General features: G+C 38.7%; 25 protein-coding genes. 3 read left to right on the top strand and 22 right to left on the bottom strand.

Annotated features, from left to right (window positions below):
* Positions 1–24: 24 nt before the first annotated feature.
* The 12 genes from GR160_RS15165 to GR160_RS15110 form a co-directional block, all read right to left on the bottom strand.
* A complete protein-coding gene (locus GR160_RS15165) occupies positions 25–1872 on the bottom strand; it encodes a glycosyltransferase family 39 protein (protein ID WP_160750739.1) in 1848 nt (615 codons plus the stop codon).
* A 16-nt stretch (positions 1873–1888) separates the two neighbouring features.
* A complete protein-coding gene (locus tag GR160_RS15160) occupies positions 1889–2620 on the bottom strand; it encodes a glycosyltransferase (RefSeq protein WP_160750738.1) in 732 nt (243 codons plus the stop codon).
* A gap of 194 nt (positions 2621–2814) precedes the next feature.
* A complete protein-coding gene (locus tag GR160_RS15155) occupies positions 2815–3339 on the bottom strand; it encodes a hypothetical protein (RefSeq protein ID WP_160750737.1) in 525 nt (174 codons plus the stop codon).
* Between the two features lie 12 nt (positions 3340–3351).
* On the bottom strand, positions 3352–5199 hold the full coding sequence (locus GR160_RS15150; RefSeq protein ID WP_160750736.1) for a glycosyltransferase family 39 protein: 1848 nt from the start codon (positions 5197–5199) through the stop codon (positions 3352–3354).
* A gap of 58 nt (positions 5200–5257) precedes the next feature.
* Entirely contained in the window at positions 5258–6217 is a 960-nt protein-coding gene (locus GR160_RS15145; protein WP_160750735.1) for a glycosyltransferase family 2 protein, read from the bottom strand.
* A complete protein-coding gene (gene rfbD, locus GR160_RS15140; protein WP_160750734.1) occupies positions 6217–7071 on the bottom strand; it encodes a dTDP-4-dehydrorhamnose reductase in 855 nt (284 codons plus the stop codon). Before rfbD ends, GR160_RS15145 begins: the two co-directional genes overlap by 1 nt.
* Entirely contained in the window at positions 7065–7616 is a 552-nt protein-coding gene (rfbC, locus tag GR160_RS15135) for a dTDP-4-dehydrorhamnose 3,5-epimerase (protein WP_160750733.1), read from the bottom strand. Before rfbC ends, rfbD begins: the two co-directional genes overlap by 7 nt.
* A gap of 7 nt (positions 7617–7623) precedes the next feature.
* The gene (locus GR160_RS15130) at positions 7624–8604 is read right to left on the bottom strand and encodes a hypothetical protein (protein WP_160750732.1); all 981 of its coding nucleotides are present in this window, start codon (positions 8602–8604) and stop codon (positions 7624–7626) included.
* A 6-nt stretch (positions 8605–8610) separates the two neighbouring features.
* Positions 8611–10299 (bottom strand): hypothetical protein, encoded by a 1689-nt coding sequence (locus GR160_RS15125; protein ID WP_160750731.1) that lies wholly within the window; start codon positions 10297–10299, stop codon positions 8611–8613.
* Between the two features lie 137 nt (positions 10300–10436).
* Positions 10437–11927, bottom strand: coding sequence for a GH3 auxin-responsive promoter family protein (locus GR160_RS15120; protein WP_160750730.1), 1491 nt, complete (start codon positions 11925–11927; stop codon positions 10437–10439).
* Between the two features lie 9 nt (positions 11928–11936).
* Positions 11937–12290 carry an SdpI family protein gene (locus tag GR160_RS15115; RefSeq protein WP_160750729.1) on the bottom strand — a complete coding sequence of 118 codons (354 nt, stop codon included), beginning with the start codon at positions 12288–12290 and terminating at the stop codon, positions 11937–11939.
* On the bottom strand, positions 12290–13156 hold the full coding sequence (locus GR160_RS15110; RefSeq protein WP_160750728.1) for a M23 family metallopeptidase: 867 nt from the start codon (positions 13154–13156) through the stop codon (positions 12290–12292). Before GR160_RS15110 ends, GR160_RS15115 begins: the two co-directional genes overlap by 1 nt.
* Before the next feature lie 197 nt (positions 13157–13353).
* Here GR160_RS15110 and GR160_RS15105 point away from each other — a divergent pair, with 197 nt between their 5' ends.
* Entirely contained in the window at positions 13354–13539 is a 186-nt protein-coding gene (locus tag GR160_RS15105) for a twin-arginine translocase TatA/TatE family subunit (protein ID WP_160750727.1), read from the top strand.
* A 39-nt stretch (positions 13540–13578) separates the two neighbouring features.
* On the opposite strand, the gene GR160_RS15100 is transcribed toward GR160_RS15105, so the two are convergent.
* Positions 13579–14100 carry a CvpA family protein gene (locus GR160_RS15100; protein WP_160750726.1) on the bottom strand — a complete coding sequence of 174 codons (522 nt, stop codon included), beginning with the start codon at positions 14098–14100 and terminating at the stop codon, positions 13579–13581.
* A gap of 185 nt (positions 14101–14285) precedes the next feature.
* On the opposite strand from GR160_RS15100, the gene GR160_RS15095 reads away from it, so the two are divergent.
* Positions 14286–14918, top strand: a complete 633-nt coding sequence (locus GR160_RS15095) for an NAD(P)-dependent oxidoreductase (RefSeq protein ID WP_160750725.1) — start codon at positions 14286–14288, stop codon at positions 14916–14918.
* A gap of 62 nt (positions 14919–14980) precedes the next feature.
* Positions 14981–15337: a hypothetical protein gene (locus GR160_RS15090; RefSeq protein ID WP_160750724.1), complete on the top strand. Its 357-nt coding sequence runs from the start codon at positions 14981–14983 to the stop codon at positions 15335–15337.
* 51 nt (positions 15338–15388) lie between these two features.
* Here the strand turns inward: GR160_RS15090 and GR160_RS15085 are convergent, their stop codons facing one another.
* The 9 genes from GR160_RS15085 to GR160_RS15050 form a co-directional block, all read right to left on the bottom strand.
* Positions 15389–16210 carry a phosphotransferase gene (locus GR160_RS15085; RefSeq protein ID WP_370519228.1) on the bottom strand — a complete coding sequence of 274 codons (822 nt, stop codon included), beginning with the start codon at positions 16208–16210 and terminating at the stop codon, positions 15389–15391.
* A 27-nt stretch (positions 16211–16237) separates the two neighbouring features.
* Positions 16238–16366: a hypothetical protein gene (locus GR160_RS19510; RefSeq protein WP_255478527.1), complete on the bottom strand. Its 129-nt coding sequence runs from the start codon at positions 16364–16366 to the stop codon at positions 16238–16240.
* A gap of 38 nt (positions 16367–16404) precedes the next feature.
* Complete coding sequence (locus GR160_RS15080) at positions 16405–17388, bottom strand: TerC/Alx family metal homeostasis membrane protein (protein WP_160750723.1); 984 nt, start codon at positions 17386–17388, stop codon at positions 16405–16407.
* Between the two features lie 9 nt (positions 17389–17397).
* A complete protein-coding gene (locus tag GR160_RS15075) occupies positions 17398–18393 on the bottom strand; it encodes an NAD(P)H-dependent glycerol-3-phosphate dehydrogenase (protein WP_160750722.1) in 996 nt (331 codons plus the stop codon).
* 327 nt (positions 18394–18720) lie between these two features.
* A complete protein-coding gene (pheS, locus tag GR160_RS15070) occupies positions 18721–19740 on the bottom strand; it encodes a phenylalanine--tRNA ligase subunit alpha (protein WP_160750721.1) in 1020 nt (339 codons plus the stop codon).
* A gap of 146 nt (positions 19741–19886) precedes the next feature.
* Positions 19887–20417: a hypothetical protein gene (locus GR160_RS15065; RefSeq protein ID WP_160750720.1), complete on the bottom strand. Its 531-nt coding sequence runs from the start codon at positions 20415–20417 to the stop codon at positions 19887–19889.
* Positions 20418–20537: 120 nt separating this feature from the next.
* Positions 20538–21935 (bottom strand): RtcB family protein, encoded by a 1398-nt coding sequence (locus GR160_RS15060; protein ID WP_160750719.1) that lies wholly within the window; start codon positions 21933–21935, stop codon positions 20538–20540.
* A gap of 41 nt (positions 21936–21976) precedes the next feature.
* Positions 21977–23401, bottom strand: coding sequence for a PcfJ domain-containing protein (locus GR160_RS15055; protein WP_160750718.1), 1425 nt, complete (start codon positions 23399–23401; stop codon positions 21977–21979).
* Positions 23402–23989: 588 nt separating this feature from the next.
* Positions 23990–25393 carry a DUF5689 domain-containing protein gene (locus tag GR160_RS15050; protein ID WP_160750717.1) on the bottom strand — a complete coding sequence of 468 codons (1404 nt, stop codon included), beginning with the start codon at positions 25391–25393 and terminating at the stop codon, positions 23990–23992.
* Positions 25394–25406 lie beyond the last annotated feature (13 nt).

The following is a 25406-nucleotide window of genomic DNA, read 5'->3' as shown; positions in this document are numbered from 1 at the left end:
ATGTTTAAAGTACAAAAGTATATTTTAATTTATGGTAATAACCTTGTCGCTAATATTTAGAGCATCTTTTTTTGTCGTTTCATCGGCAACATAAATGGCCACCTTATAAATGCCGCTTCTCAAAGCTTTTTTATTTATCTCTAATTTAAAGCCTGATTGAGACAGGTCGTATTCGCTTTTAAAATAAGATGTTACATCATATCGGGTAACGGGTTCTATATCCAGCACCACCTCTTTCTCATCTGCTATCAGTACTATTGCAATGCGGCAGTTTTTTGTAGATTGCTTGTCAAAAAATGCCCAACCCGATAATTCGATCACTGCGCCCATATCATTATAAATTTCAAACGAATAATTTAAGTTATCTCCGTTACGGTCTTTATAAGGCTTAAATTTTGTAAAGTTTGCAGGGGCTTTATATGTGCTGCGGCTGTTGTAATGTTTTACAAAAACATCGTTCAGCTCCAAACTTTTATCTACAATATATAAACTGTCTAAAAAAGTACTTATACTCTTGGAAGGTAAGGCATCATTACCCCTAACAACATCTGTATACCAAAACGACTCGGGTTTTTGACCGTTGTTAATAAGGCCACTCACATAATGGCTCATAGATTCCTGTGTCACTGCGTGGCCTTCGTTTTCTTTTAAATAATAAGAAAAATAGGTAGAGTTATAAGAGTATATTTTTTCAGTATTATTATGATTTTCTTTTATATAGTTAGCTGCTTCTCTGAACTGCGTTTTTTCGACCTTATTATAATAATCTTTTACAAGTAAAAGATCGCTTAAAGAAAAAAGTATGAAGCAACCGACTAATGTTATTTTTACCGTGTTGCTTTGTATATAAAAAATCCCGGCTGTTATGAACAGTATTACAGGTGGAAGTATATTTATAAAATACCGGTCTACCATCATAGGTAAATGTATATATGACAGTATGAAAGGTAAAAAGACAACTATAAAAATCCATGTTGCAAGAACCTGAAAGGCAAATATGTTTTTATCCTGTTCAGGGTTTATGGCATATTTATATTGCTCTTTTTGTTTAAAAACAGTAAAACAAAAATATGCTATTGCAAGCAGGGCGATAGCAACACAGGTTTCCGGGCCTAGGAGCTGGCTGAATAACTTAGAAAAAACATCAGGCTCCGGAATGGGTATCCAAAACGATTTTATGTTGCCTGTATCCTGTAAAGTTAAAATGGAAGGGATAAAGCAAATGAACGTTATGAATGCCGAAATTAATGCATTGGTAAATAATTTTTTTCCTGTGGTGTTGTATGGAAAAAATATAAAATACAGAATAATAAGGTACTGGGCAAACAGTGCAAACAGCCCAAATAAATGCGTATTAACCAGTAGCGCAGTAGTTAATGAATATAATAACGCCGTCCTCAAAGTTGCATTTTTTATAAACCGTACCAAGAACAAAAATGATAGTGCTGTAGTAAATAACAACATGCTATACATTCTTGCCTCCTGAGAATATGAGATATGGAAATGGTTTATTGTGAGAAAAAATACGGCCAGCAATGCGGTATTTTTATTAAAAAGCTCTTTGCCTAAATAATACAATGCTACAATGCCGCCTACGCCAAATAATACAGAAATAAACCGTACTGTGTAAACTGAGCTTCCGGATATGAGCTGGAAAAAATGAACAAGTAGATAATATAGTTTAGGATGGGCATCGCCTTTTAAGGCAACCAAAACTTCTGAGATAGATTTATCAGGATCAGATCTTAGTAATGTAAACAGTTCATCTCCCCAGGGGCTTTGAAAGTCGAGTTTGTATAACCTCATTATAAAGGCTAAAGCTATAAGCGCGGCAAGGATGTAATTATCTTTTAACCAATTAAGAACTTTCATCGACAATAAGGTTTACTTACTTAGGGGTTTTTATACTGTAGTTTGCTACCAGCAAATACATTTCTTTCAAAATTTTAAAGGCAGTTTTCCAGCTCAGCTTAGATCCTTCAACATCTGTCCAGGTTTTTAGCGGAAACTCCTGCCCATTGTGCATTAGTCCCTTGTTTTTTAGACGTATAAATATTTCCATGTCAAACAGCCACGAAGTTAAAAATGGCATGCTAAAAGCTGTTTTGGCAATGCTTACAGGAAATATTTTTGCACCGCATTGGGTATCATAAACACCTAATTTGAACCTGAAATTCATTATAGTAACTATAACGCGTCCTATAATGTGCCTGTAAAGTTTTCTGTCTATATTGGTGTTTAAAAGCTTTACCCTGCATCCTGTTATAAAAAGATCTGGTTTGCGGTCCAAATGTCTGAGCATCTTGAGCATTTCCCTGACAGGGGTACTAAAATCTGCATCAAAATAGCCAATGTGCGAATACTCGTTCTTTTCTATAATTTCGTTTGCAGCATTATAAATGGTGGCTGCCTTGCCACGGTTTTGCTCATAGTTTATTATAAAGCAACGATCGCTGAAAACGGCAGCAATATCTTTAAGAACCATTAAAGTATTGTCTTTACTGCCATCGTTAGCAAGGTATACATCTACAGCACTTTGTTGCAGCAATGATATTACTAACTCTTTTTTTATTCTCTTTTCCTCATTGTAGCAAGGAATTATTATAGCTATTTTTTGCATTTTATGATTATGATGATGTGCAGATACTTATTCTATCGCCCATATTCATCATGAGGTAAAATAAAGTAATGCAATATATAAAAATGAACATTAAAATTAACCCCGTGCTTAACGCTGTAAAATCAAAGGCAATATATAATGCATTTGTAATTTAAAACATTTTTAATACTGCGCACCAATAGCTCGTTACCTCCTTATACTTTTGTCAAGTCTTTTATGGCATCATGCAGCTGTTGCGATGGATAAAAATACGGTGTTTTATAAATACCGTCCTGAGCCATAATTTTTAAAGTTCCTTGTACAGTATCTGTTTCTGTTTTAAAGTTTTTATCTTCATTAAAAAATTTAAAGAAGTCAGATCCCTTTATAGTAAAGGCAGAGGTATTGTAGCTAAACTTAATATTTTTAACAGTAACATATTGCTGCTCTTTATTAACACCAAAGTCAAGCCTTATGTCTGTAGGTATAACACCTTTGGGCATATCTATGGTTACGGTCTCGTCCTTTCCTCCTTCTATACCTTTCCATTGTGCATAATCACCACTAAAATCAAGATTGTTGGTTTCGTTATAATAAACGGTAAAATCGTCTTTTTTAGAAGCGTTAACGTCCATCTCTACCCTAAAATTATCTACGGCAGGTATAGTTTGTAAAGAGCTTTTATTCTTACAGCCGGTTACCAGGCTAAGAAATGATAGTAAAAACAAAAATGATCGCATAGTTTTAAAGTGTTACTGTTTAACTATTTTTATTGAGTTAATAGTTACATTCCTGTCCTGCCCATTAACCGAAAGATCGTTATCAAAACTGATCTCAAATTTACCTTCAGCGTCTGTTGGGCAATCCAGTGGGATTATGTTTTCAGATTTTCCTGTGTTTTCGTTTAAGTAAATACCGGCAATTTCTTTACCTGCAAATTTTACAATTATATGCGCATTTTCACTATTAATAGGTTTGTCAGGCGTACTGAAACCATCAATAATTATGTTATATTTTCCCTGGGCCAGTTTAACTTTTCCTGATGTTACTGTACTGTTCTCGAACATCTGAATGCTGCCGTTAGCTGCAAAATTAGCCTGTGCAAATGTCGAAAGTATGTTGTTGTTAGCTGCCAGGTCTACAATGTTCTCTTTTTTAGGCACATAATAATTTGCCCAGGCATCAAAATATTCTAATTTTTTGGTAAGCTTAAAGTTTTCATCAAGATAGGCCTGGTTTTCTGCCGAAAGGCTGAATGTGCGTCCGTTAGCATCAGCATACCAAAAAGGCTCTGTCGCAGACATGGCTCCATTGCGCATAAGGGCTATATAGTCTTCCAGCGATTTCCCTTCAATTTTAGTTTGGGTATCTTTAAAGTAATAAGGAAATATCCAGCTCCAATAGGCTACAACTTTTGCATTGTCAGGATTTCTTCTAATGATATCTTTACTAAGTTCCCTGTATTGTGTTTTGCTTACAGTGGTATAATATTTTTTTACGGCAAGAAGGTCTATTAAAGAAAAAAGAACCAGGCTGCCTAAAACAATAATCTTTAAAAGGCGGTTATTGATGAGGCTTATTCCGGTAGCCAATATAAGTACAAGTATACCAATAATGCTTATAAAATATCTTATAAGGAGCATGGGTATATCAAGATACGACTTTAGCATAGGTATAACTACCGATATTGAAAGCCATGTAAATAAAATGATAAACCCAAATATTAGCTTATTGTTTATAATGTTCCTGTAGTTAAGTTCTTCGGTTTTTTCTTTAAACAGTGTTATTGCATAATAAATAAACACAAACTGTATCAGGAACAAAAGCATTTCTGATTTGCCAAAAAACTCGCTGAACATATTTGTAAATGCAAGCAGCCCCGGTTTTTCGAACCAAAAAGAATCGATGTCCGATACTCTTAAAAAAGGCTCTATGGCAGGTAGAAATACAATTATGGCAACCACACCACCCAATAGGGCAAACTTAAAAAAGTTTAGGCGATCCTGCTTTGGTGTTAGGAACAGGAAAACCAAAAATAATATACACTGTGAAAAAATGGTTATTAAACCAAAAAAGTGCGCGTGTAATATAAGCCCTGTAAACAAGCCATAATAAATAGCATTTTTTGCTGTAGGTGATTTAAAAAATTCGATAAGCCTGTAAAACGACAGGATTGAGAAAAGGAATAAGAAACCGTAGGGCCTTATTTCCTGTGAGTAGGATATGTGAAAATAGTTTACTGACAGGAGTAATGCAGCTATTAAACCGGCTCTTTTATTAAGGAGCGATTTTCCTAACAAATATATTGCATACACACCCCCAATGCCCATGAGTGCCGAAAAAACACGCGCCACAAAAGTGGTGTAGCCAAATACACTAAAAATAATGCGGTTAAAATAATAGTACAGGTGTGGAATGTATTCCCAAAACATAATACTGTCATAAAACTCCCTAAAAGAAAGTTTAGGGTTTGCACTGTTCATGGTTAAAACCTCGTCTAACCATAAACTTTGGTAGTCGCATTTGTAAAGCCTTAGCACCGCAGCTAAAACAAGGATTGCTATAAGTGCCGGATTTTTTAGATATTTGGTTAAGGTCATTGGTTATTTTTTTATCAATAAACTAACAGTATTAAAACAGTTAATGGTTGTACATAATTTATAAGGCATCATCTGTTTTTCCGTCACGCACAACCTTATCTATAATATACAGGGGCCTGTTTCTTACCTGATCGTAAATGCGCAATACATATTCTCCAATAATACCCAACGATATCAACTGTACCCCGCTAAATAAAATTATAGCCAGTATTGTAGCTGTAAAACCCTGCGGAACATCGTTATAAAAAATCTTTCGGTAAACGTTATAAATAAAATATATCATGGCAAAAACAACGGTAATAAAACCCAGTCTTGTAATTAGCCTTACAGGAAAATCGCTGAAATTAAAAATACCGTTAAAAGCAAGTTCGAACAATTTGCGCCAGCTGTATTTTGTCTCTCCTGCCATGCGCTCGTCGCGGTCATATTCATAACCTATTTGTTTATAGCCAACCCAAGCACGCATTCCGCGCAAATACCTGCTTTGTTCAGGCATAGAAACTACTGTGTCTACCACGCGTCGGCTCAACATCGAAAAATCTCCGCTGTCAATAGGTATTTTAAACTTTGATATCTTTTTTTGTAGCCTGTAGTAACCTGCGTAAGCTAATTTTTTTAAAAAGCTTTCTTTACGGTTTTTTCTTATGGCATAAATTACGTCATAGCCCTCATTGAGCAGTCTGTAAAATTCAGTTACCAGTTCCGGCGGATCCTGTAGGTCGCCATCAATTATCATAGCCCCTTTCTTCCCTCTAACATAAGACATGCCTGCGCTAACGGCAATTTGGTGTCCGTGGTTTCTGGAGAGTAGTACTCCGGTAAAACGGGTGTCTTTTTTACAAATATCCTCTATCAGTTGGGCGGTATTATCGCTGCTGCCGTCGTTTATCAGTATAGCCTCACATTTAAAGCTGCAGGAATCCATAACACTTTGCAACCTTTTAATTAAAAGGTCAAATACCTGCTCTTCATTATATAAAGGAGCTATAATAGATATGTCGATATCGTGATTGTTCATTATGATAATTTTTCAAGACTGCTTTCCCAATGCGGAACCGAAAGAAGAAAACGGTCTTTAATTTTCGTCTTATCAAGTACACTGTACACAGGTCTTTTCGCCGGAGTAGGGTATGCAGTTGTTGGTATTGGCTGCAAATCTATTGTAATTTTGTTAACCTCAAATATTTTTTTTGCAAATTCAAACCACGTGCATTGCCCTTCGTTACTATAATTGTAAACGCCAAACCAAACATTATCAGTATTGTTTGCTGTATGGTTTATAATGGTTATTAAAGCTTCAGCAAGGTCGTTGGCATTAGTGGGTGTACCGGTCTGATCGTTTACAACATTTAAACTGTCTCTTTCAGCGGCAAGACGCAGCATGGTTTTCATAAAATTATGCCCATATTGCGAGTATACCCACGATGTTCTTATAATATAATATTCCCTAATAATGTCTTGTATTGCTAACTCACCCTGTAGCTTAGTAGTGCCATAAACGCTTTGTGGGTTCGTTATGTCTTTTTCTGTATAGGGCTTTTGACTGTTGCCATCAAAAACAAAATCGGTAGATACATGCAGCAATACCGTTTTGTTCTCTTTACAAACCCTGGCAAGGTTACCTGCTCCGGTAGTGTTTATTGCAAAAGCCTTTTCAGATTCGCTCTCTGCTTTGTCTACGGCAGTATAAGCGGCAGCATTAATACAAAATTGCGGTTTTACTTTTTTAAAAACGGCATCGAGGCTGTCCGGATCGGTAATATCTGCTTCTGTTGAATTGGCAAAATAAAATTCAACTTCTTTATGTGTTTTGGCAGCAGCTTTTAATGCCTGTCCCAATTGTCCGTCTGCCCCGGTTACTAATACTACCATATTTTTTTACTGTTTTCAAGGTTAGGCAGTAAAAGGTCTTTGTCTGATATGATAAGGTTTGAGGCATCCATTTCCCAATTAATGTCAATGGCAGGGTCGTTATACATTATTCCTCCCTCAGATTCTTTATTGTACAAGTTATCGCACTTATAAAAAAAAGTGGCAGTATCGCTAAGCACTAAAAAGCCATGGGCAAACCCACGCGGAATAAATAACTGTTTGTGGTTTTGGGCACTTAGCACCACACTGACATATTGCCCGTAAGTTTTAGATTCCGGCCTTATATCTACAGCTACGTCAAGCACTTCACCCTCTAAAACCCTAACGAGTTTTGCTTGGGCAAAAGTGCCCGTTTGGTAATGCAACCCACGCAATACACCTTTAGTGCTGAATGACTGGTTGTCCTGAACAAAGTTTACTTTAAAGCCGGTACCTTTTTCAAAACGCTCCAAATTAAAGCTTTCCATAAAATAGCCCCTGCTGTCTTTAATAACATTAGGTTCAATTATAAAACATCCGTCAAGGTGGGTAGGGGTAAAGGTCATAGCTATATTATGCGATTGCAGCGGCTCTTTTTGCTTTTTCTTTTTTGTAATATTTCCTGAAATTGTAAATGCATACAAACAGGAACAGGAACAATAAAGGTAGTATTACTTTGTTTGTACTTGCCAGCTTAGAAACCTTAATGTTTAAGAGAACAGTATTTTCTTTAACGATCTTGCTAAGGTCTATTTTTTGTATGTTACTGTAAATGTTAGCTTCTACAAGGCTGTGTTTTATATTTAAAAGCTCGTTTACCTGGGTGTTTTCTGTTAAGAAAACCATATTGCTGGATTTAGCTCCCGATGAATATTCTTTTACAACACCATCTATCTGTTTAATGATAGAGTCATTTTGCACAATAAGTTTATCCAAGTTACTTAGGCTTGTATTCTGTATTTTCTTAAAGTAGGTGTTAGATTCAAAATGCTTTAGTAACGGATCTATGATACCTTCCTGTGTGGCCTTGTCTTTTGTTGTAATTGTTATAACATGGTTTTTGTAGTATTTACTGGTGGTATTATCCTCAAGCATTTTTTCCATGTCACCATTTTCAGATATTAATTTAAATAACTGAAACTTGCTGTCGTTTTCTGCCGGACCTTCATTATCTATAAATTCATAGATATCTACAATGGCAGCGATTTCAATTTTTTCAATATTTTCGGGATTTTTAAACCCTATCTGAGTAAGAAAATTAGTGTCGTCTTCTTTGATTTTAGCATTAATACGCTCTACTTCCTGATAAAGGTAATTTACACTGTTAAAGTTAGGCATTACAATTACCTTGTGGTTATATGTTTTATGCTCTACATCTAAATAAGTACCCAGGCCAATACCGGCTACCAGTAAAATAATAAGGATAATTATATTGCGAACCACAAACTGTAGCGAGTTAAAAAAAACGTCGTTTATGCTGCCAAAAAAGCCTTTAATTTTATCGCCCAGCTGAGATAGGCTAATTTCGTCAGAATTGATCTGTTGGTTTTCCATAATTAATTATTGGATGTTAAAAATTTGGTCTAATATTTTAATGGTTATAAGATAGGTTGGTTTTACTCCTGTAGTGCCTAAACCGCCCGAGGCAAGTGTACTTCCGGTTTCCAGAGGGTTGTCTGAAGCATAGTAAGCATAACGCACCTTAACATCGGGATTTATGCTCTTTCTTATTTTAGAAGCCGACTGTACTGCTTTCTGATAATAAGCACCTTCCATTTCAAGGCCTATCACGCCCCAGGTACTCTCGTTAAAGAATTTCAGCAGATCGCGGTTTTGTAAAGATGTACCTAATACAGTAACCATGGGCCCACTGTAAACAGGTATTCCCTGTCCGCTCAGCAATTCGGCAGTAAGCTCGTTGTCAAAAGGGTAGTTATCTCCTGTGCCCTCATTTATATGTGCCGAAGGTATCATTATATCGCCTTTATTGCCTTCCAGTATACCGGCCTTGCCCATAATAGAAACACTCTCTACATTAAGCAATGTGCGGTTGTCGTTTTCTTTATAAGGTTTAAGCAACTCATCAATAGTTTCATAAGCCTGCTCTCCAAAGGCATAATCCATTACAATAATAACGGGTTTGTTTTCGCGAAGTTTGGCCGTAGGGAAAGCTGTTTTGCTAAAGTCTATTTGTGCAGTGTCAAATATTTGTACGTCAATATTTGTGCCCGATGTGTCCGGCATATAGATCATGCCGTTTTTAAGCGCAAATTCCTGTACTTTGTTTCGCACGGGGTCGTTGCCGCTTTTGCTCAGTTCTTCAAAAAGAGCATAATCGTCTTTGTCTTTAAATTTAGACTTTAATACCTCTCTTGCAAAAACCGAGTTCATTACACTGTGCATGTTCGCACTGATAATATGAATAGGGCGTTCTAAAAGGCCGTTTTGTTTAAGCACGGCTTTTATGTTATTAGCCCATATTTCGCCATGAATGTGGTGCCCCAAACGTTCCTGTAGTATAGGGCTAAAAGTAATGGTACGCTTGCCTCCGCCCATAGCTTCTTCTATGGCCAGTTTTCCAAGCCAGTAAATAACATGTAAAAATCTGTCCGGTTGTGCCTTTGTGGCAAAGGCATCATAAATATCTATCAGTTCGGCAAAGGTGCGGCCCAGTATATTGCTAACATGAGATACAGCCTGTTCGCGCTCTTCAAGGGCTAAAGGTTCTTCTTTAGAAATAACCTGCTCCAGTTTAACCCAGTCGCGGCCCATTTCGCTGTTGTCGTCTACTAAAACCCTGTTCTTAATTTTCTCAGCCTCTATAAAAATAAAGGTAAGGTGGGTTAAAATATCGTAAATGTCAGATCGACCGCGGGTAATCTCCACGTTCATCTGCTCATCGTCTATACGGTAACAGTTGCGTTTACGCTTTGGCGGAACAATTGCCTTAAAATGCGATTTTGAGTAGCCTTCATCGCTCGTTAGGTTTATAAAACGGCATTGTTCAATTCCTACAGGCAGGCGCTCAATAACATACAGTAGCCCGTTAAGCTCAGCTTTATCTTCGGCAATAGACCCGTAAATTTCAGGCCTTAGCGACAGCAAAGCCTCCCTCAGTGTTTCGCCCGATACTCCCATTGGCTTATAAAACCCGCGGTTAAACAGGTGCCTCATGGTAATGTAAAGGCGCTCTACCGCGGCAGAAGATTCCTGCGCGCGCGACCGTGTAATGTTTTTTAATCCCTGCATAGTAAATTTTGTGGCAAATGTAATATTTTATTTTTAGTGGTGTGTGAAGTTAATATAACGTGTTAATGAAACGCCGTTTTACTTAACATGTTTTACCAATCTTTAAATCCTTTCAATTTTCAATCATAAATCTACAATCATAAATCTGCAATAAAATAATCCGCAATCTTCCTATCGTTGCTCAGTCTTGGCAGTTTGTTTTGCCCACCCAGTTTGCCTATCGATTTCATGTAGTCGCTAAAGCCGTTGGTTGTCACTTTTGTAATAACCACGGTGCGTAGCACGTTGCCTGCAATAAGGTCATCATAATACACATTTTGCTTTCGCATGGCACCATCTATGGCAAGGGCAAAGGCGTTGAGGTCCTGCGGTTCTTTTTCAAACTCAATAAACCATTCGTGGTAGGGCAGGCCGCTTTGCGGGTTTATTTGCGGTGCAACGGTAAACTCGTTAATGGTAATATCTGTCCCCACCATGGCCTCTTTAAGCGCGCTTTCTACCTCTTTGCCTATAACATGCTCGCCAAAGGCCGATATATAGTGTTTTATCCTGCCGCTCACAATAACGCGGTAGGGGGCAAGCGAGGTAAATTGTACAGTATCGCCTATGTTGTAGCCCCATAACCCGGCATTGGTAGAAATAATAAGTACGTAGTTAACTCCCAGTTCGACTTCGCCAATGGTGTAGCGGTGCGGGCTGTCGGTAAAAAACTCATCAGCTTTTATAAATTCATAAAAAATACCTGCATCGAGCAGCAGCAGCATGCCTTTTTCTTTTTGGCTGTCTTGGTAGGCAAAAAAACCTTCCGATGCAGGGAAGAGCTCTATGCTGTCTACCCTGCGGCCTATAAGGTTCTCAAATTTCGCTCGGTAAGGCTCATAGTTAACCCCACCGTATATAAACAGGTTAAAGTTTTTAAAGATGTCGCCCACCTTTTTGCCCTCCTTTTGCTGTAGTTTTTCAAAATACATCTGTACCCAGGAAGGTATCCCCGATATGATACTCATATCCTCATTATATGTTTCCTCAACAATGGCGTCTACCTTGGTTTCCCAGTCGTCTATAATGTTGGTTTCCCAACTGGGCATACGGTTTTTTTGCAAATAGGCAGGCACATAGTGGGCTACAATGCCGCTAAGCCTGCCCAGTTTTACACCATTTTTTTCGGTTAACTCCGGGCTGCCCTGTAAAAATATCATCTTGCCGTCTACAAAATCGGCTTTGCCTGTTTCGTGTATGTAAGACAATATGGCGTTGCGGGCGGCCTGTATGTGGTAGGGCATACTCTCTTTTGTAAGCGGTATATATTTAGCCCCGCTTGTAGTGCCCGATGTTTTGGCAAAATACAACGGTTTACCCGGCCAAAGTATGTTTGCTTCGCCATGCACCACGCGGTCTACATAGGGTTTTAAACCTTCGTAATCGCGCACAGGCACTTTAGCGGCAAAATCAGAATAAGACTGTATGGACTCAAAACCATGATCTTTGCCAAATTCAGTGTTTTTGGCCTGTTCCAGTAATTGTTTAAATACCTTTTGCTGCGTATCTACAGGATTTGTTGCCCACCTTTGTGTTTTAGCGTGGACGAGGGAAGCGAATATTTTTGCACCAAATGTTTTTAAAGACATGGCTGTATTTTAATTTTTTGGAAATTGTTTTTGTATGGCCCTTTCGGTTGACAGAAAAATAAAAAGTGCAGCACCCAACGTTATAGGAATGCTAACAAAAGTTTGATATTTATCATCTATTGGATATAGCTTGCCTGCAAAAGATACTGCTATAAGCATCAGCCCGCTGATAGCCATTTTTTTTGTTCCGTTTTTTTGTGCAAAATCCCAATGTTCCTGATCCTGCATGGCCGAAGCGGTGCGATATCCATACAAATGGTTTATTTTTTTTGGCGGAAACAAATGCATAACTGTAGCGGCAATTATAAATATAGCACCACAAAGTAAGCATTGGCCTATTGTATTTTCAAAAAAAGTTTCCATTATTCAAAATCTATAAATTGGGTTGGGTCTATAGGATAGCCGTCTTTCCAGAGTTCAAAATGCAGTTGGGCATCTTTTTTCTGTACGCCAGCGCCTGCAAGGGCCACAACCTCGCCGGAGCGCACTACGTCTCCCTGTTGTTTGGTAACACTGCCCGCATTTTTATATACCGATATAATGCCGTCGTTGTGGCGAAGCATAATCACATTCCCGTTGGTTGGAGACCAGTCGGCCAACAATACTGTTCCCGATGCTATTGCTTTTACCGGAGTATTGTTAGCTACGGCAATATTTATAAAAAACTGCTTTTTGCGGGCATTATAGGGTTCGGTTATATGCCCTTTTACCGGAGCAAAAAGTACTTGGCTAACGCGAGGCTGTGCCTGTTCAAAAAGATTGTATTTGTCTTCCAGGGCAACCTGATCGCGCAGTTTAAGGTCGGCATCACTGGGTTTCATTTCTTGTGGTGCAAGCTCTTTAGTACCTGTAGCTACAATAGAATCGCGGCTAAGCTTGGTGTGTTCTATCTCGCCCGTAAGTACCTTTTTTATATTTGCCAGATAGATAGTATTTTGCTCGAGAACTTTTATGAGCGAATCTGACTTTACGGCATTTTCTGTAGCCTCACGTTTTAGTTTTGTAGAAGCATATCCGGGTATATATTCTCTTAATGGTGTTCCGGCAATTATATAGGTAGTAAGGGCTATCATTACAATACTTATTAAGGTAACACCCACAAAAACGTTCATAACATTAAGCCTTAACGAAAAAATCTCTTCAAAAGAATCTTCGTTAAGAATAACAAGTCGGTTTTTGGTAAACAGCCTTTTTTTAATGATCTGCTTTTTAAGCCTCTTTGCTGTCATAGTAAAAGTTTAATTCACAAATATACTAATACTGCCCCATTTTACTGTTCGGTTGCCAATTTTAGGTATGGCTGAGTATTTAGTTTTTGTCAAAATTATTTTATTTAACGCAAACCATCATCAAATATTTGTCGTAAATAACTCCTGTAATTCAATTTATAGTTAACTTTGCGTCGATAATTAAAACTTTTGCTGTCATGGGAAAAATTGGTTTAACAGAAATACTTGTAGTACTGGTAATTGTTGTGCTGCTGTTTGGCGGAAAAAAGATCCCCGAACTAATGAAAGGTCTTGGCACCGGTATTAAAGAATTTAAAAATGCCGCTAAAGATGGAGATGAACCTGCACCTTCTAAAAAAGCGCAGGAAGAAAATAAACTGTAATAGCTTTTACTATTATAACCAAACCCTTTAAGCAACCACTTAAGGGGTTTTTTGTTGCGCATTGTTTTGGTTGTATTCTGCAAACCATTCTTCCAGCACCGGAAAAATATAGTTAGAAACACTGAGTACCGGATAAAAGAATATAGACCCTTTTAATGTTTCCTGTTTTGCAAATGCGCCCGACGCGTTTACTTTTATAAAAAAATTGAGAGAAACACTAAGTATCAAAACCATTTTCATAAGGCCAAAAATTGCCCCTAAAATGCGGTTAGGTATGCCCAGCCCGGTTAGTCCGGCAAGTTTTGTAAATACTTTTGCCAACAGTATAATGCCCACTACAACGGCTATAAAAGTAAGGGCAAAAGCAATGACGCTAATATATTTTACATCTTCTACATGGCTGGCCAGCAAAGTGCCTACATAGCCACTAAATTTTACAGCAACAAAGATGCCTATAAATAACGAAACGAGCGATGCCAGTTCTGTAATAAGCCCGTTCCACAACCCTTTTATAAGTCCGTAAAGCAGGAGCCCTCCTAAAATAATATCAATAAATTCCATTACTCTCAAAGATAAGATTAATAAGCATTTTGCAAAAGCTTAATTTTCAATAATTTGCATTAAAATTTCTAATGTTAATGTGTACTATACTCATTTATAGCCTCGTAGCATGTTTTTTTCTATAACTTTGTTAATAGTTTTTAAACTGTAACTATTAACTTTGCAGTTATAAAATTAGCCTTTTAATGAAGATTACCCTATTGGGCGCAAGCGGAAAAATAGGAACGCATCTGCTTGAGCTCGCCCTTCAAAATGACCACGACGTTGTGGCTTATGTTAGGGACAGCAAAAAAATTAAAACTACACACCCACACCTCACAATTGTAGAAGGAGAGTTAAGTAACATACCCCGCCTTAAAAGTGCTATAGAAAGTGCCGAGGTGGTAGTAAGTACTTTAGGCCCGCCCCGAAAAAGAACCTACGAATATTTACCGGTCTATGAGGCGCATAAAGCCATTATGAGCCTTATGAAATGGAATGGGTTGAAAAGATTTATAACGATAGGTTCGCCGATAATAAGGCTTAAGAATGACCCTTGGTATGTGGCTACTGCCTTTGGAACCTTAATGGCAAAGGTTGCATATCCTAAACCATATAAGGAAATAAGGAGTATAGAAGAAGTGGTTGAGCAAAGCAATTTGGATTGGACCGTGGTGCGATTTGTGGCAGCAACAGATAAAGATACCAAACCAGCTAAGGTTATACCGGATAATAAGAACGTATCGTTTAAAATATCGAGAAAGCGTATTGCTGAATTTATTATGAGCGAGATGACACAAAACCAATACGTCCGGGCTATGCCTATTGTTGGGAGCTGATATTTGCGCAAACAACATTCTTTACGTTGTAAGTACTATCTTTGCAGGTATAAATTATATACATGTCCAGAGACGAACAATTAAAAGAACGCTGGCAACAGCTTGTAACTATATTATCTGACCGTTTTGCCGATGGCGACGTGTTAGACCTTGATGCTATTATTTACCTTATAGGCGTACAGGAGCTTGGTAAATTTAACCGGAAGTTTAAAAAAGACGAAAAAATGGATTTGATGCATATTGCCATTTGCCGACTTTTAGAACCTTATGGTTACTACGAATTTGATTATTTTGATGATGCCGGATGGCCACACTATACGGTTAAGGAACAATTGCCTTCACTAAAGGCAGGAGAACAAAGCATACTGATGAAAGATGCTATTGTAAGCTACTTTCTGGAAAAAGGGCTTATTGAGTAATTATAGTGTCTAAAAAATCTAAAGCCCGGAACGTAATGTTTTCGGGCTTTTTTATTGGTCGTTGTACTCAACCCAGTTTTTAATTCTCCCGACATACATTTTTAAATAGTTCTCTGTAAGGAAAATATTAGACCAGTCAAAACGTCGGCACTGCACGCCAAGATAAAAAATATAAACAGCTGCGCCTGCAAGTGGAATAAGGTCAATCTCTTGCTTGGTCAGCTTTCTTATACTTTGATATCCGGCTAAAAATGCATCTTTTTTTAGCTCATATTCCTCTTTGTTGGTCTCTATATGAAATAGCTGTTTACAAAAATAAGCCACATCTAAAATGAATGGGCCATTGCCGCAAAAGTCAAAATCAAAAATTGTCACTTCGCTGTTTTCGGTAATGCTCATGTTGTCATACCAAATGTCTAAATGTACAATACCTGTTTTAATTGCGTTAGCATCTGTATTTGCAAAAGCCCCTGTAATATCGTTACTAAGTGTTTTTACAAACTGCATTTCGGGCAGGTCATCGCTAAAAAATTGCTGTGCATAGCGGTAAGGCAATTCTAAAAGAGTAGTGTCATTATAGTTTATGCGCTTTATGGCAGTATGTTCATTAACATTATGCATTTGGGCCATTATAGCACCAATTTTTGCACAGGTATCAGGATCTATAAAACGCACTTTGCCACCCTCAGCATAAGAGAAGACTACAGCATAACGCATTCCTTCGGGTGCGTTTATCTCCTGAATGTAGTTGCCATTTATATCTGCCACAGGATAAGATATACTTATGCCGTTATCCTTTAGTAATGTAAGTAGCCTAATCTCTTCCTCAACCTCTGCTTTAGACCGCCAGTTATGGCTGTAAACCCGGAGTATGTTTTTTGTCTCATTGTCAGATACCAGCTAGGTATGGTTCATTCCGGTTTTCAGGAGCGAACATATACTGTTTTTGCTAAGCCCATATTTTTCTATTACAAATAACCCCAGTTGTTGGGCAGATAGAATGGAGGCTGTAACGGCAAAAGTCGACATCGGGTTTAAATTTTTAGATACAGGAAGTAATGGCAATTCTATTCTTCCTTAGCCGGAAATAAAAACGATGCCGCCACAGCGCATATTAATATACCGCCCACCACAGCCAAAGAGAGCGGTGACGATATGTGTATAAACGGTGCAATAAGCATCTTGATGCCTATAAACGAAAGTATAAGCGCAAGGCCGTAGTGCAGTTTGCTAAACATGTGCATAAAGTTAGCCAGCAAAAAGTAAAGGGCGCGTAAACCCAATATAGCAAATATATTAGATGTATAAAGAATAAGCGGGTCGTTTGGTGCTATGGCAAATATAGCGGGGATAGAATCTACTGCAAAAATAAGGTCGGTAAACTCTATAACCGCCACCACAACAAGAAGTGGAGTAGCCATGCGTATGCCGTTTTTTATTACAAAAAAACGATCGCCTTCAAAATTATCGGTTACTTTAAAAAAACGGTGTACTACGCGTGCGCCGGCACTTTTAGAAAAATCTTTGTTCTCATCATCATCTTCCTGAGATGACCAGGACTTTATACCTGCTACAATAAGGAATATACCAAAAATGGTTAGCAGCACATTGATGCGGGTTACGTGTCCAAAAATTTCCATTTCTGGCAAGTAAGTAAGGTTTATAAGTTCTACACCCGTAAATATAAATATAGCCCTGAATACCAGTGCTCCAATAATACCCCAAAAAAGTACTTTGTGGTGCAAATGTTTCGGGACATTAAAAAAGCCAAAGACCAGTATGAACACAAAAAGATTATCTACAGAGAGGGCTTTTTCTATCCAGTAGGCACTCTGAAACTTAGTAAAGGCATCAAAACCCATTACATAATAAATGATGCCACTGAATATCATGGATAGCGATATCCATACTACTGACCATGTAATGGCTTCTTTATTACTAACCGTATGGCTGTTTTTATTAAAAACACCAAGGTCTAACAAAAGCATAATAACTATTGTAACCCCAAAAATAGCAAGAATTGCAGGGTGATTTATAAGATGATCGTTCATAAAAATGTATTAATCCAGTTTATCGGTTAGTTTTTTAAATACCTGTTTGGCATCTTTACCTTCATAGAGTATGTTGTAAACAGCATCTATAATCGGGGTTTTTGCCTTATAATCTTTATTAAGGTTGTAAGCACTTTTAGCGGCATAATAACCTTCGGCCACCATACTCATTTCCATCATGGCACTTTTTACGGTATAGCCTTTACCTATCATATTCCCAAACATACGGTTTCGCGAAAATACAGAATATCCTGTTACCAAAAGGTCTCCCAAATAGGCCGAATCGTTAATATTTCGCTTCATTTTATGAACCTTACGGATAAACTTTTTCATCTCCCTCACGGCATTGCTCATTAACAGTGCCTGAAAGTTATCGCCATAACCAAGCCCGTGTGCAATACCGGCTGCAATGGCATAAATGTTTTTTAGCATGGCAGCATATTCTGTACCTATAATATCGTCAGATATTTTAGTTTTAATATAATGGCTGTTGAGGTTTGTAGCCATTGTTTTTGCCTTCTTTTCGCTCCCACAGGCAATAGTAAGATATGATAGTCTTTCCAAAGCCACTTCCTCGGCATGGCATGGTCCGGTTATAACACCAATATTATCGTAATCAAGATTGTAAGTGTCATGAAAATGCTCGCCAACAATAAGGCTTGTTTCCGGCACTATACCTTTTATGGCACTAAATATAATTTTATCCTGAAGGCTCACGGTAAGTTTTTCCAGTTCTCCACTCAAAAATGCCGATGGTATAGCAAATATTACATAATCGGCATAGGCCACAGCTTCATTAATATCGTTGGTAAGCAGCAGCTTGTTGGTGTCAAATTCTACAGAACTCAGGTAATTTGGGTTGTGTTTTTGCAGCTTAATATGCTCTATTGCCGATGTATTGCGCATATACCACGCAATTTTATCTACATTAGAACACAGCATTTTGGCTATTGCCGTTGCCCAGCTGCCGCCGCCTATTACTGCGAACTTAGGAGTGTTACTCATTTTTAAGGTCTTGTTATAAAGGTCAAAAGTACTTAAATTTAATATAACTGTCGCAAACTGTTATATTACCCCTGTTTTACCTTTTTAAACATTAACATTTTATTATGAAAATAAATGCAATTATGCATCCTGTAGCGCGTTATTATATGAGAATTTTGTTCAGGATCAGTGAGAGATTAGCAACAAGGTTAGTAAATTTTTTGTTTTTGGTGTTTTTTAAAAGGCATTCCTGTTATAGCAGGTATGCCTTTTATAGTTAATAGAGGTATCCAAAGACTTATTGCAACAGTAAAAAAATGGTCCGTTAATAACGGACCATTTTCTATATTATATACTTGCTTTAAATTGCTCAAGGAAGCGAACGTCGTTTTCATAGAACATACGTATGTCGCCAATGCCATACAGCAGCATGGCAATGCGCTCTACACCCATACCAAAGGCAAAGCCATTATATTTTGCAGGATCTATACCACAATTTTTAAGTACGTTAGGGTCTACCATACCGCAGCCGCCAATTTCTAGCCATCCTGTACCTTTTGTAATACGATAGTCGGTTTCGGTTTTAAGTCCCCAGTAAATATCGATCTCGGCACTTGGTTCTGTAAACGGAAAGTATGACGGGCGAAGGCGTATTTTGCTTTTGCCAAACATTTCTTTTGTAAAGTATAATAACGTTTGTTTAAGATCGGCAAACGATACGTCTTTGTCTACATACAAACCTTCAATTTGGTGGAAGATACAATGTGAACGAGACGATATTGCTTCGTTACGGAAAACCCTTCCCGGAGAAATAGTACGGATAGGCGGTTTGTTCTCTTCCATATACCTAACCTGTACCGATGATGTGTGCGTGCGAAGCAATACATCAGGATTGGTTTGTATAAAAAACGTGTCCTGCATATCGCGCGCCGGATGATATTCCGGCAGGTTAAGTGCAGTAAAGTTATGCCAGTCATCTTCAATTTCCGGCCCTTCAGATACATTGAAGCCTATGGTATTAAAGATGTCTATTATTTGGTTTTTTACAATAGATATAGGGTGGCGCGATCCTACGGCAAAAGGTTCGCCGGGGCGTGTAAGGTCGCCATAAATACCTTTAGCCTCTTCATTATTTTCAAGGGCTTCGGTAATTGTTGCAACTTTTTCTTCAGCCGTTTTCTTTAGCGTGTTAACAACCTGTCCAAACTCTTTTTTCTGCTCGTTTGGCACGGTTTTAAACTCGGCAAAAAAGTCGTTTAAGATTCCTTTTTTTCCTAAGAATTTTATCCTGAATGCCTCAAGCTCTTCTTTATTCTGTGCAGAAAAAGCCTGAGCTTCGGCTATGTATTCTTTAATCTTGTCTATCATTGCTCATTAATCAAAGTGATGCAAATTTAGGTATTTTAAAATTGACATGCCATTTTTTAAATTGTAAAGTTATACGGAGTAATGTGGCAAGTTTGCTGCCGGGAGAATAAACTAAAGAAAGCCGCATCATAGCGGCTTTCAGTGTGTCAGGAGGTCTTTTGTTTTTTTTCCTCCTTTTTCTTCGATTTTTTATTCAGGCTGATTTTTTCCTTTACCCTTTTTATATGATCGTCCATAGTGCTCATAAAACCGGAGTTTAAGCAATATTTCTTCGCATTGGTATAGTACTCTATAGCGGTGTTAAGCATTTCATAACGCTCATAAAGCAATCCATGCAAATACGTTATTCTTGCCACGTCAATGCCGGGTGCTTTAAGGCCTGCATTAATTATGGTCAGTGCCTCATCAAGCCTGTTTCTGTTTATCAGCATAGCGGCATACTGGTAATATACCGGCAGGTGCTCGCGGTTTAAGTACAGCGTCATCCTGTAATAATATTCGGCCTGCTTATAATCTTCCAGCTGCTCTTCATAAATACGTCCCATCAAAAAATGCGCTCCGGCATGCTCATCGTCTGCAGCAATAACATACTGCAGTTTTTCTATACACTCTTCCACATTATAAGGATAGTTATCTATAGCCTGGATGTACATCACTTCATATGTATTAATTCCCATTGTTTTGTTATTTAAGCCCTTTAGGGCATTTAATTGTTTTTAAGAATGATCAATCAACCATTCCCGTTCACGCTCACCTCCAAAGGAGGCATATGACCCGAAGCTACGCGGAATTTTATTCTAACCCCTATCCATTCGGACTATTTTGGGCAGAAATGTACCCACAACATCTACAAGTTCTGTTTGATTGGACATTACTGTATGGATGTTTTTGTAAGCCATAGGAGCTTCGTCAATCCCTGCGCCCAGTAGTATTACACCATGGTCTTTTAGCACTTTTTTGAGTTCGCTCTGCGTAATTTGCTGTTTTGCTGCCGACCTCGACATTACTCTGCCGGCACCATGCGATGCCGAACTTAACGATAAAGGATTGCCTTTTCCTTTTACAATATAGCCTGGCGCGGTCATGCTGCCCGGTATAATGCCCAACACATTGGTTTGAGCAGGTGTGGCCCCTTTGCGGTGCACAATAAGCTCTTCGCCATTTACCATTTCTTTCCATGCAAAATTGTGATGGTTCTCTACCATTGCAAGAGGGCGTTCGCCCAATGCCTTTGCTATGCGTTTATGAATATCATGATGGCATGCCGATGCATAATCTCCGGCAAGGTTCATGGCTATCCAGTATTCTTGTCCGTCGTGAGTGTCAAGGTCCAGCCACGCCAAATGCCTTGCTTCTTTAGGCAGGGGTGTTTGTTTAGTAGCCAGGTAGGTGTATTCTTTGGCAATGTTGGCTCCCAAACCACGGGATCCACTGTGCGAAAGTACCCCCACATACCTGCCGGGTGGTAGTTTTAGAACATCGTCCTTTGCTGTAATTTCCACAATGCCAAACTCTACAAAGTGGTTACCGCCTCCCGAACTGCCAAACTGTTTATAAGCCTTATCTTTAAGGCGTTTTAATAGTGGTATTTCGTTAAAGACACTGCGGTCTAAAACCTCGTGGTCGTTAGGGCTTTTGTGTACTTCACTCATCCCGAATTTGGTATGCGTTTGTAGTATGCCAGTATATTTGTCTTTATGCCCATCTATAAAAGATGGGTTAATATCATATACACTAAGACACATGCGGCAGCCAATATCTACACCCACGCCATAGGGTATTACAGCATTTTGCGTAGCCAATACACCGCCTATGGGCAAACCATAGCCGCTATGCCCGTCAGGCATAAGTGCACCAGCCCGGCTAACTGGTAGTTTAAGTGCCGTGTAAAGCTGGTCTTTGGCAGTGGGCTCGATATCATTTTCACCAAAAATTGTAAAAGGCACACGCGTAGTTAACAGCTTTTGCGCTTCGGTTTTTTTGTTGGTAACCAAAGCTTCGGCAATTTTGCCAAACACACCATTGCCCATATATTTTTGTGGGTCTTTAAGTACTTCTTTTAAAAGCAGGAGTACTTTTTCTTTGGTTTCACGCTTGTAATGTTTTTGCATGGAAGCAAGTGCAATGCTTACCGATTTATTTTGCGGAAACCCTATATCTGTGAGGTCGTTGCCCCTTAATTTTAATTTTGCCATAATTTTAAATTTTAAAAATAGTAAGGCAGCACTTTACTGCCTTACCTCAATTTTGAAAGGATAAACAGTATTTTTATTACTATAAATACGATCCTTGCAATAGTGGCCACATCCATGTCATCATTGGCATGTTGGGCAGGTCTGTATGCTGGCCTTTGTAATGCGGCGTTTGCCAATGGTCGGGCCAAAGGTCGCACCCGTGCTACAGGATTGGGTGCTGGGGGAGGCTGTATTGCTGCAGGAGGCTGTGCCTCGTCATAATAATCATAATCAACACCCAATTTTTCTTTAACTGCCCATTGTACCACTATTTTATGTGCCTGTGCATCTATATTGCCATTAAACCTTGCTTTTGCCTGTACTATATTGCACTCCGGCAACAAAACCTCAAGTGTAGCAAGCGTTTGGTATCCATCTTTTCCTCTAACGAATTTTCTGAGAGAGAATATAGCCGAACCGCCCTCAGCACAATCATCTGCATAGTCTGCCACACAGTGGGACATGTCATAACCCTCATCATACAATTCTTCTGAGTTTGTAAGCTGTACTATCCTAAACGTTTCGTGTTTTACAACAACTTCAAAGTTGGCTATTCCACAGGCTTCCCAGCCATTGTAGTCTTCAGCGGCACGCCTTTTTGCAAGTTCAGCATGATAGGCTTCAGCCTGCCTTGTAACCGATACCCATGTTCTGCCCTTAAGACTGTAGTTAGTGTCAAGGCGGTACATTTCGGCAAAATACTCTGTTACCTTTTGTAAAACATCAAGGGTTACAGGCTCTTTTGCCTTTGCAGCAAACCGAATTACAGCCGTCCTGAAATCTACATTAGTAATGTCTTCTAATGCGTTGCACCATGCCACTACCTCGGCAGTTTGAGCTGTTGCCCCTAACCCTATAGCCTGTGCCCTCCTTATGGCCTGTGCTACGGTAAAATGCTTTGGCGTTTGCCTAAAAGCGTGTGCCATTGCCTTTGTAAACACCACCGGAAACGCACTTAACTTTTGTATGCTTTCGCCCCGTCCTAATTGAATGTACCACAGCATGTGTATTTTATTACCATCGGCAAAGGCATATTCTAAAAATTCCGGCACATCATAAGCTGCAAAGCAATGCCTTATTAAAGAAGCCAGTTGGCCATGTGGCGTAAGGCTGTCTTTTACCCAGCCATCTATTGGCCTAACCGTTTTATTGCCAAAGGCACTCATGTTTGCCAATACTTCTATAAAAGCAGGATTTCTAAGCACAGCATAGCATTTTTTTGCATGCATTACAAGCAAAAGCGTTTTGAACGAATCCCGTTTCCAAATGTGGTTTTGCGTGCTCATTTGTGCAAAATGAGTTGCTAATACACTCTCTATAGTGCCGCGGTTGCCCATTATTGTGGCAGGATGGCTGCTGTTATACAAACGCTCTACCATGGCTGTAAAGCCTGTAGGGTAGGTTGCTGCTGTGTTTAGTGTTTTCATTGCCTTTAGTGTTGTGGCAAATACCTGTTGCTAAGTGATGCCTGTTGTTGTTCTTTTGATCATTCTTTTTGTTTCTATTTTTAATGTCCTGTGTTTTGAGCTATAATAAAAAAGCCCGGCTCTTTACAGAACCGGGCTTGGTTGCTCAGGCAGCGCGTCTGAGCATTACTCCTCCTTTCACAAGGGAATATGCGGTTCATGTCCATAGGTGTACAACATCGGCTTACCGAAGTGTTCACATAGGTTTGTATGTATGTTATGGTTTTGCATAAGCATAAAAAAAGCCCCAAAGCGGTAAGGCAGTGGGGCTGTATATATTGTTAGATTATTTACTATCTAAAAATCGCTGCGCAGCAATACCCCGGCGCCTGTACAGAGAAATCAATCTCTGAACTTTGTAGCTTGTATGTAGGTGCTGTTAAACGCATTGTTCTTTTTGTTTTTTATTATTGTGCTGCAAATGTAAAGTAAATTCTTAATAAACCAAACATTTACAGCTATTTATAATTAGTCTGCATTGATCTTATATTGGTACTAAAAGCAAAAGGGGCATAAAGCCCCTTTTAAGTATTGTATAACGTGGTATGATTAGTTAACCACAATATCGTCTAATTGCATAGTTGTTGTTGGGCCAGAGCCGCCTTTACCTCTATACTCAAATATAAAGTATCCATTACCTGTAAGCTCTGCCGGAATACTGTAGTTGCCACTTGGTGTAAAACCTGAAGCATAAGCAGCAGGAGGGCCTGCAGGTATATTAAAGTTAGAGGTAATGTCTACAAGTGTAGCATCTGTAATGTTGCCACCCGGAACATAGTTAAGGCTGTAATAAACTTTTAATACAGAGCCGTTATCATATCCAGATGCTGTCTTGAATGAAAAAGTAGTTGCTAAGGTCATGTCTACAGGAACAATAAATAATGTTCTGTTAGTTTCTGCCACACCGCCAAACGATGTCATTTGGATGTACTTATTATTGTTGAAGATTCTAACATCCCAGTATCTAGAGCCTATTGCAGGGTCGTTTATAGCGTTAGGGAATATTCTGTTATTTGCAGCATAGCTTGTAAAATTTTCATTGTAAAGGCCATAAGTAATGTTAGCACCTGTAATTGGCGGAGAGTTATCAAACCTGTCTTCGGTAAGTCTGATGTCTGACTCATAGCGGGCAACAAACTGGAAAACACCGGCATATTTAGTAAGAATACCTCTTACAACACCACTCTTACCACTGATCTTATTACCTGAAAAGTTTGCAAAGCTGCTTGTCCTGAAAACAATGCTTGCTCCGGTTCTGTCTACAAGCGTTCTGTTTGTAGCACCACCGGCAGTGTTTGCCTCATCGTTTGCATCAAAATAAGTGCCACCCACAAACTCATCGCCAAACTCTACACCCTGAAGGTCTATAAGAGTATTGATGTTACGGTTAGTCATTGCCTGAGTTAAAGTTAATGGCCTTGCCAATTGCTCTTCGCTTATTTCAGAACATGAAGGAAGGATACTTTTTTTGAAAGCAGACTCAGGGATCCTGCCTACTGTAATTGCCTCAGTTCCCGATGAACCACGGTAAGCAGCACCATATATAGCAGAACCTTCTACTGTTGCATAGTAAAGGTCTTTAAGTTTGATATATACTTTTTTGCCCGGGTAAAAACCATGACCAAAAAGAGTATTAGCATCTATGGCAACGCTAAATCCAAGCGGAGCAGATCCATCTGTAGGAAGGGTTTGTAAAGAAACAATTTTAAAGAAGTTTCCACGCTCATCGCTTGATGTTACATAGGCTTCCATTGTATCATCATTATCAGGATATTGCCTAACCTGAGAGTTTGTTGCTGCAATAACTTCGGCAACAGTTTTATTTACAGTAACAACAGGCTCTGTACATGTAGTAACCTTGTTTGGTATACCATAATCGTCGTTGTTGTTACAACCTGCAATAGCTGCAGATACAAGTGCAGTAATTGCTATAGTTTTTATATAATTTTTCATAATAATTCTTTAA

It is taken from the genome of Flavobacterium sp. Sd200, from assembly GCF_009826935.1.
Classification (GTDB): Bacteria; Bacteroidota; Bacteroidia; order Flavobacteriales; family Flavobacteriaceae; genus Flavobacterium.
The sequence above is the reverse complement of the archived record's forward strand: the minus strand, read 5'-3'. Positions and strand labels throughout refer to the sequence as shown.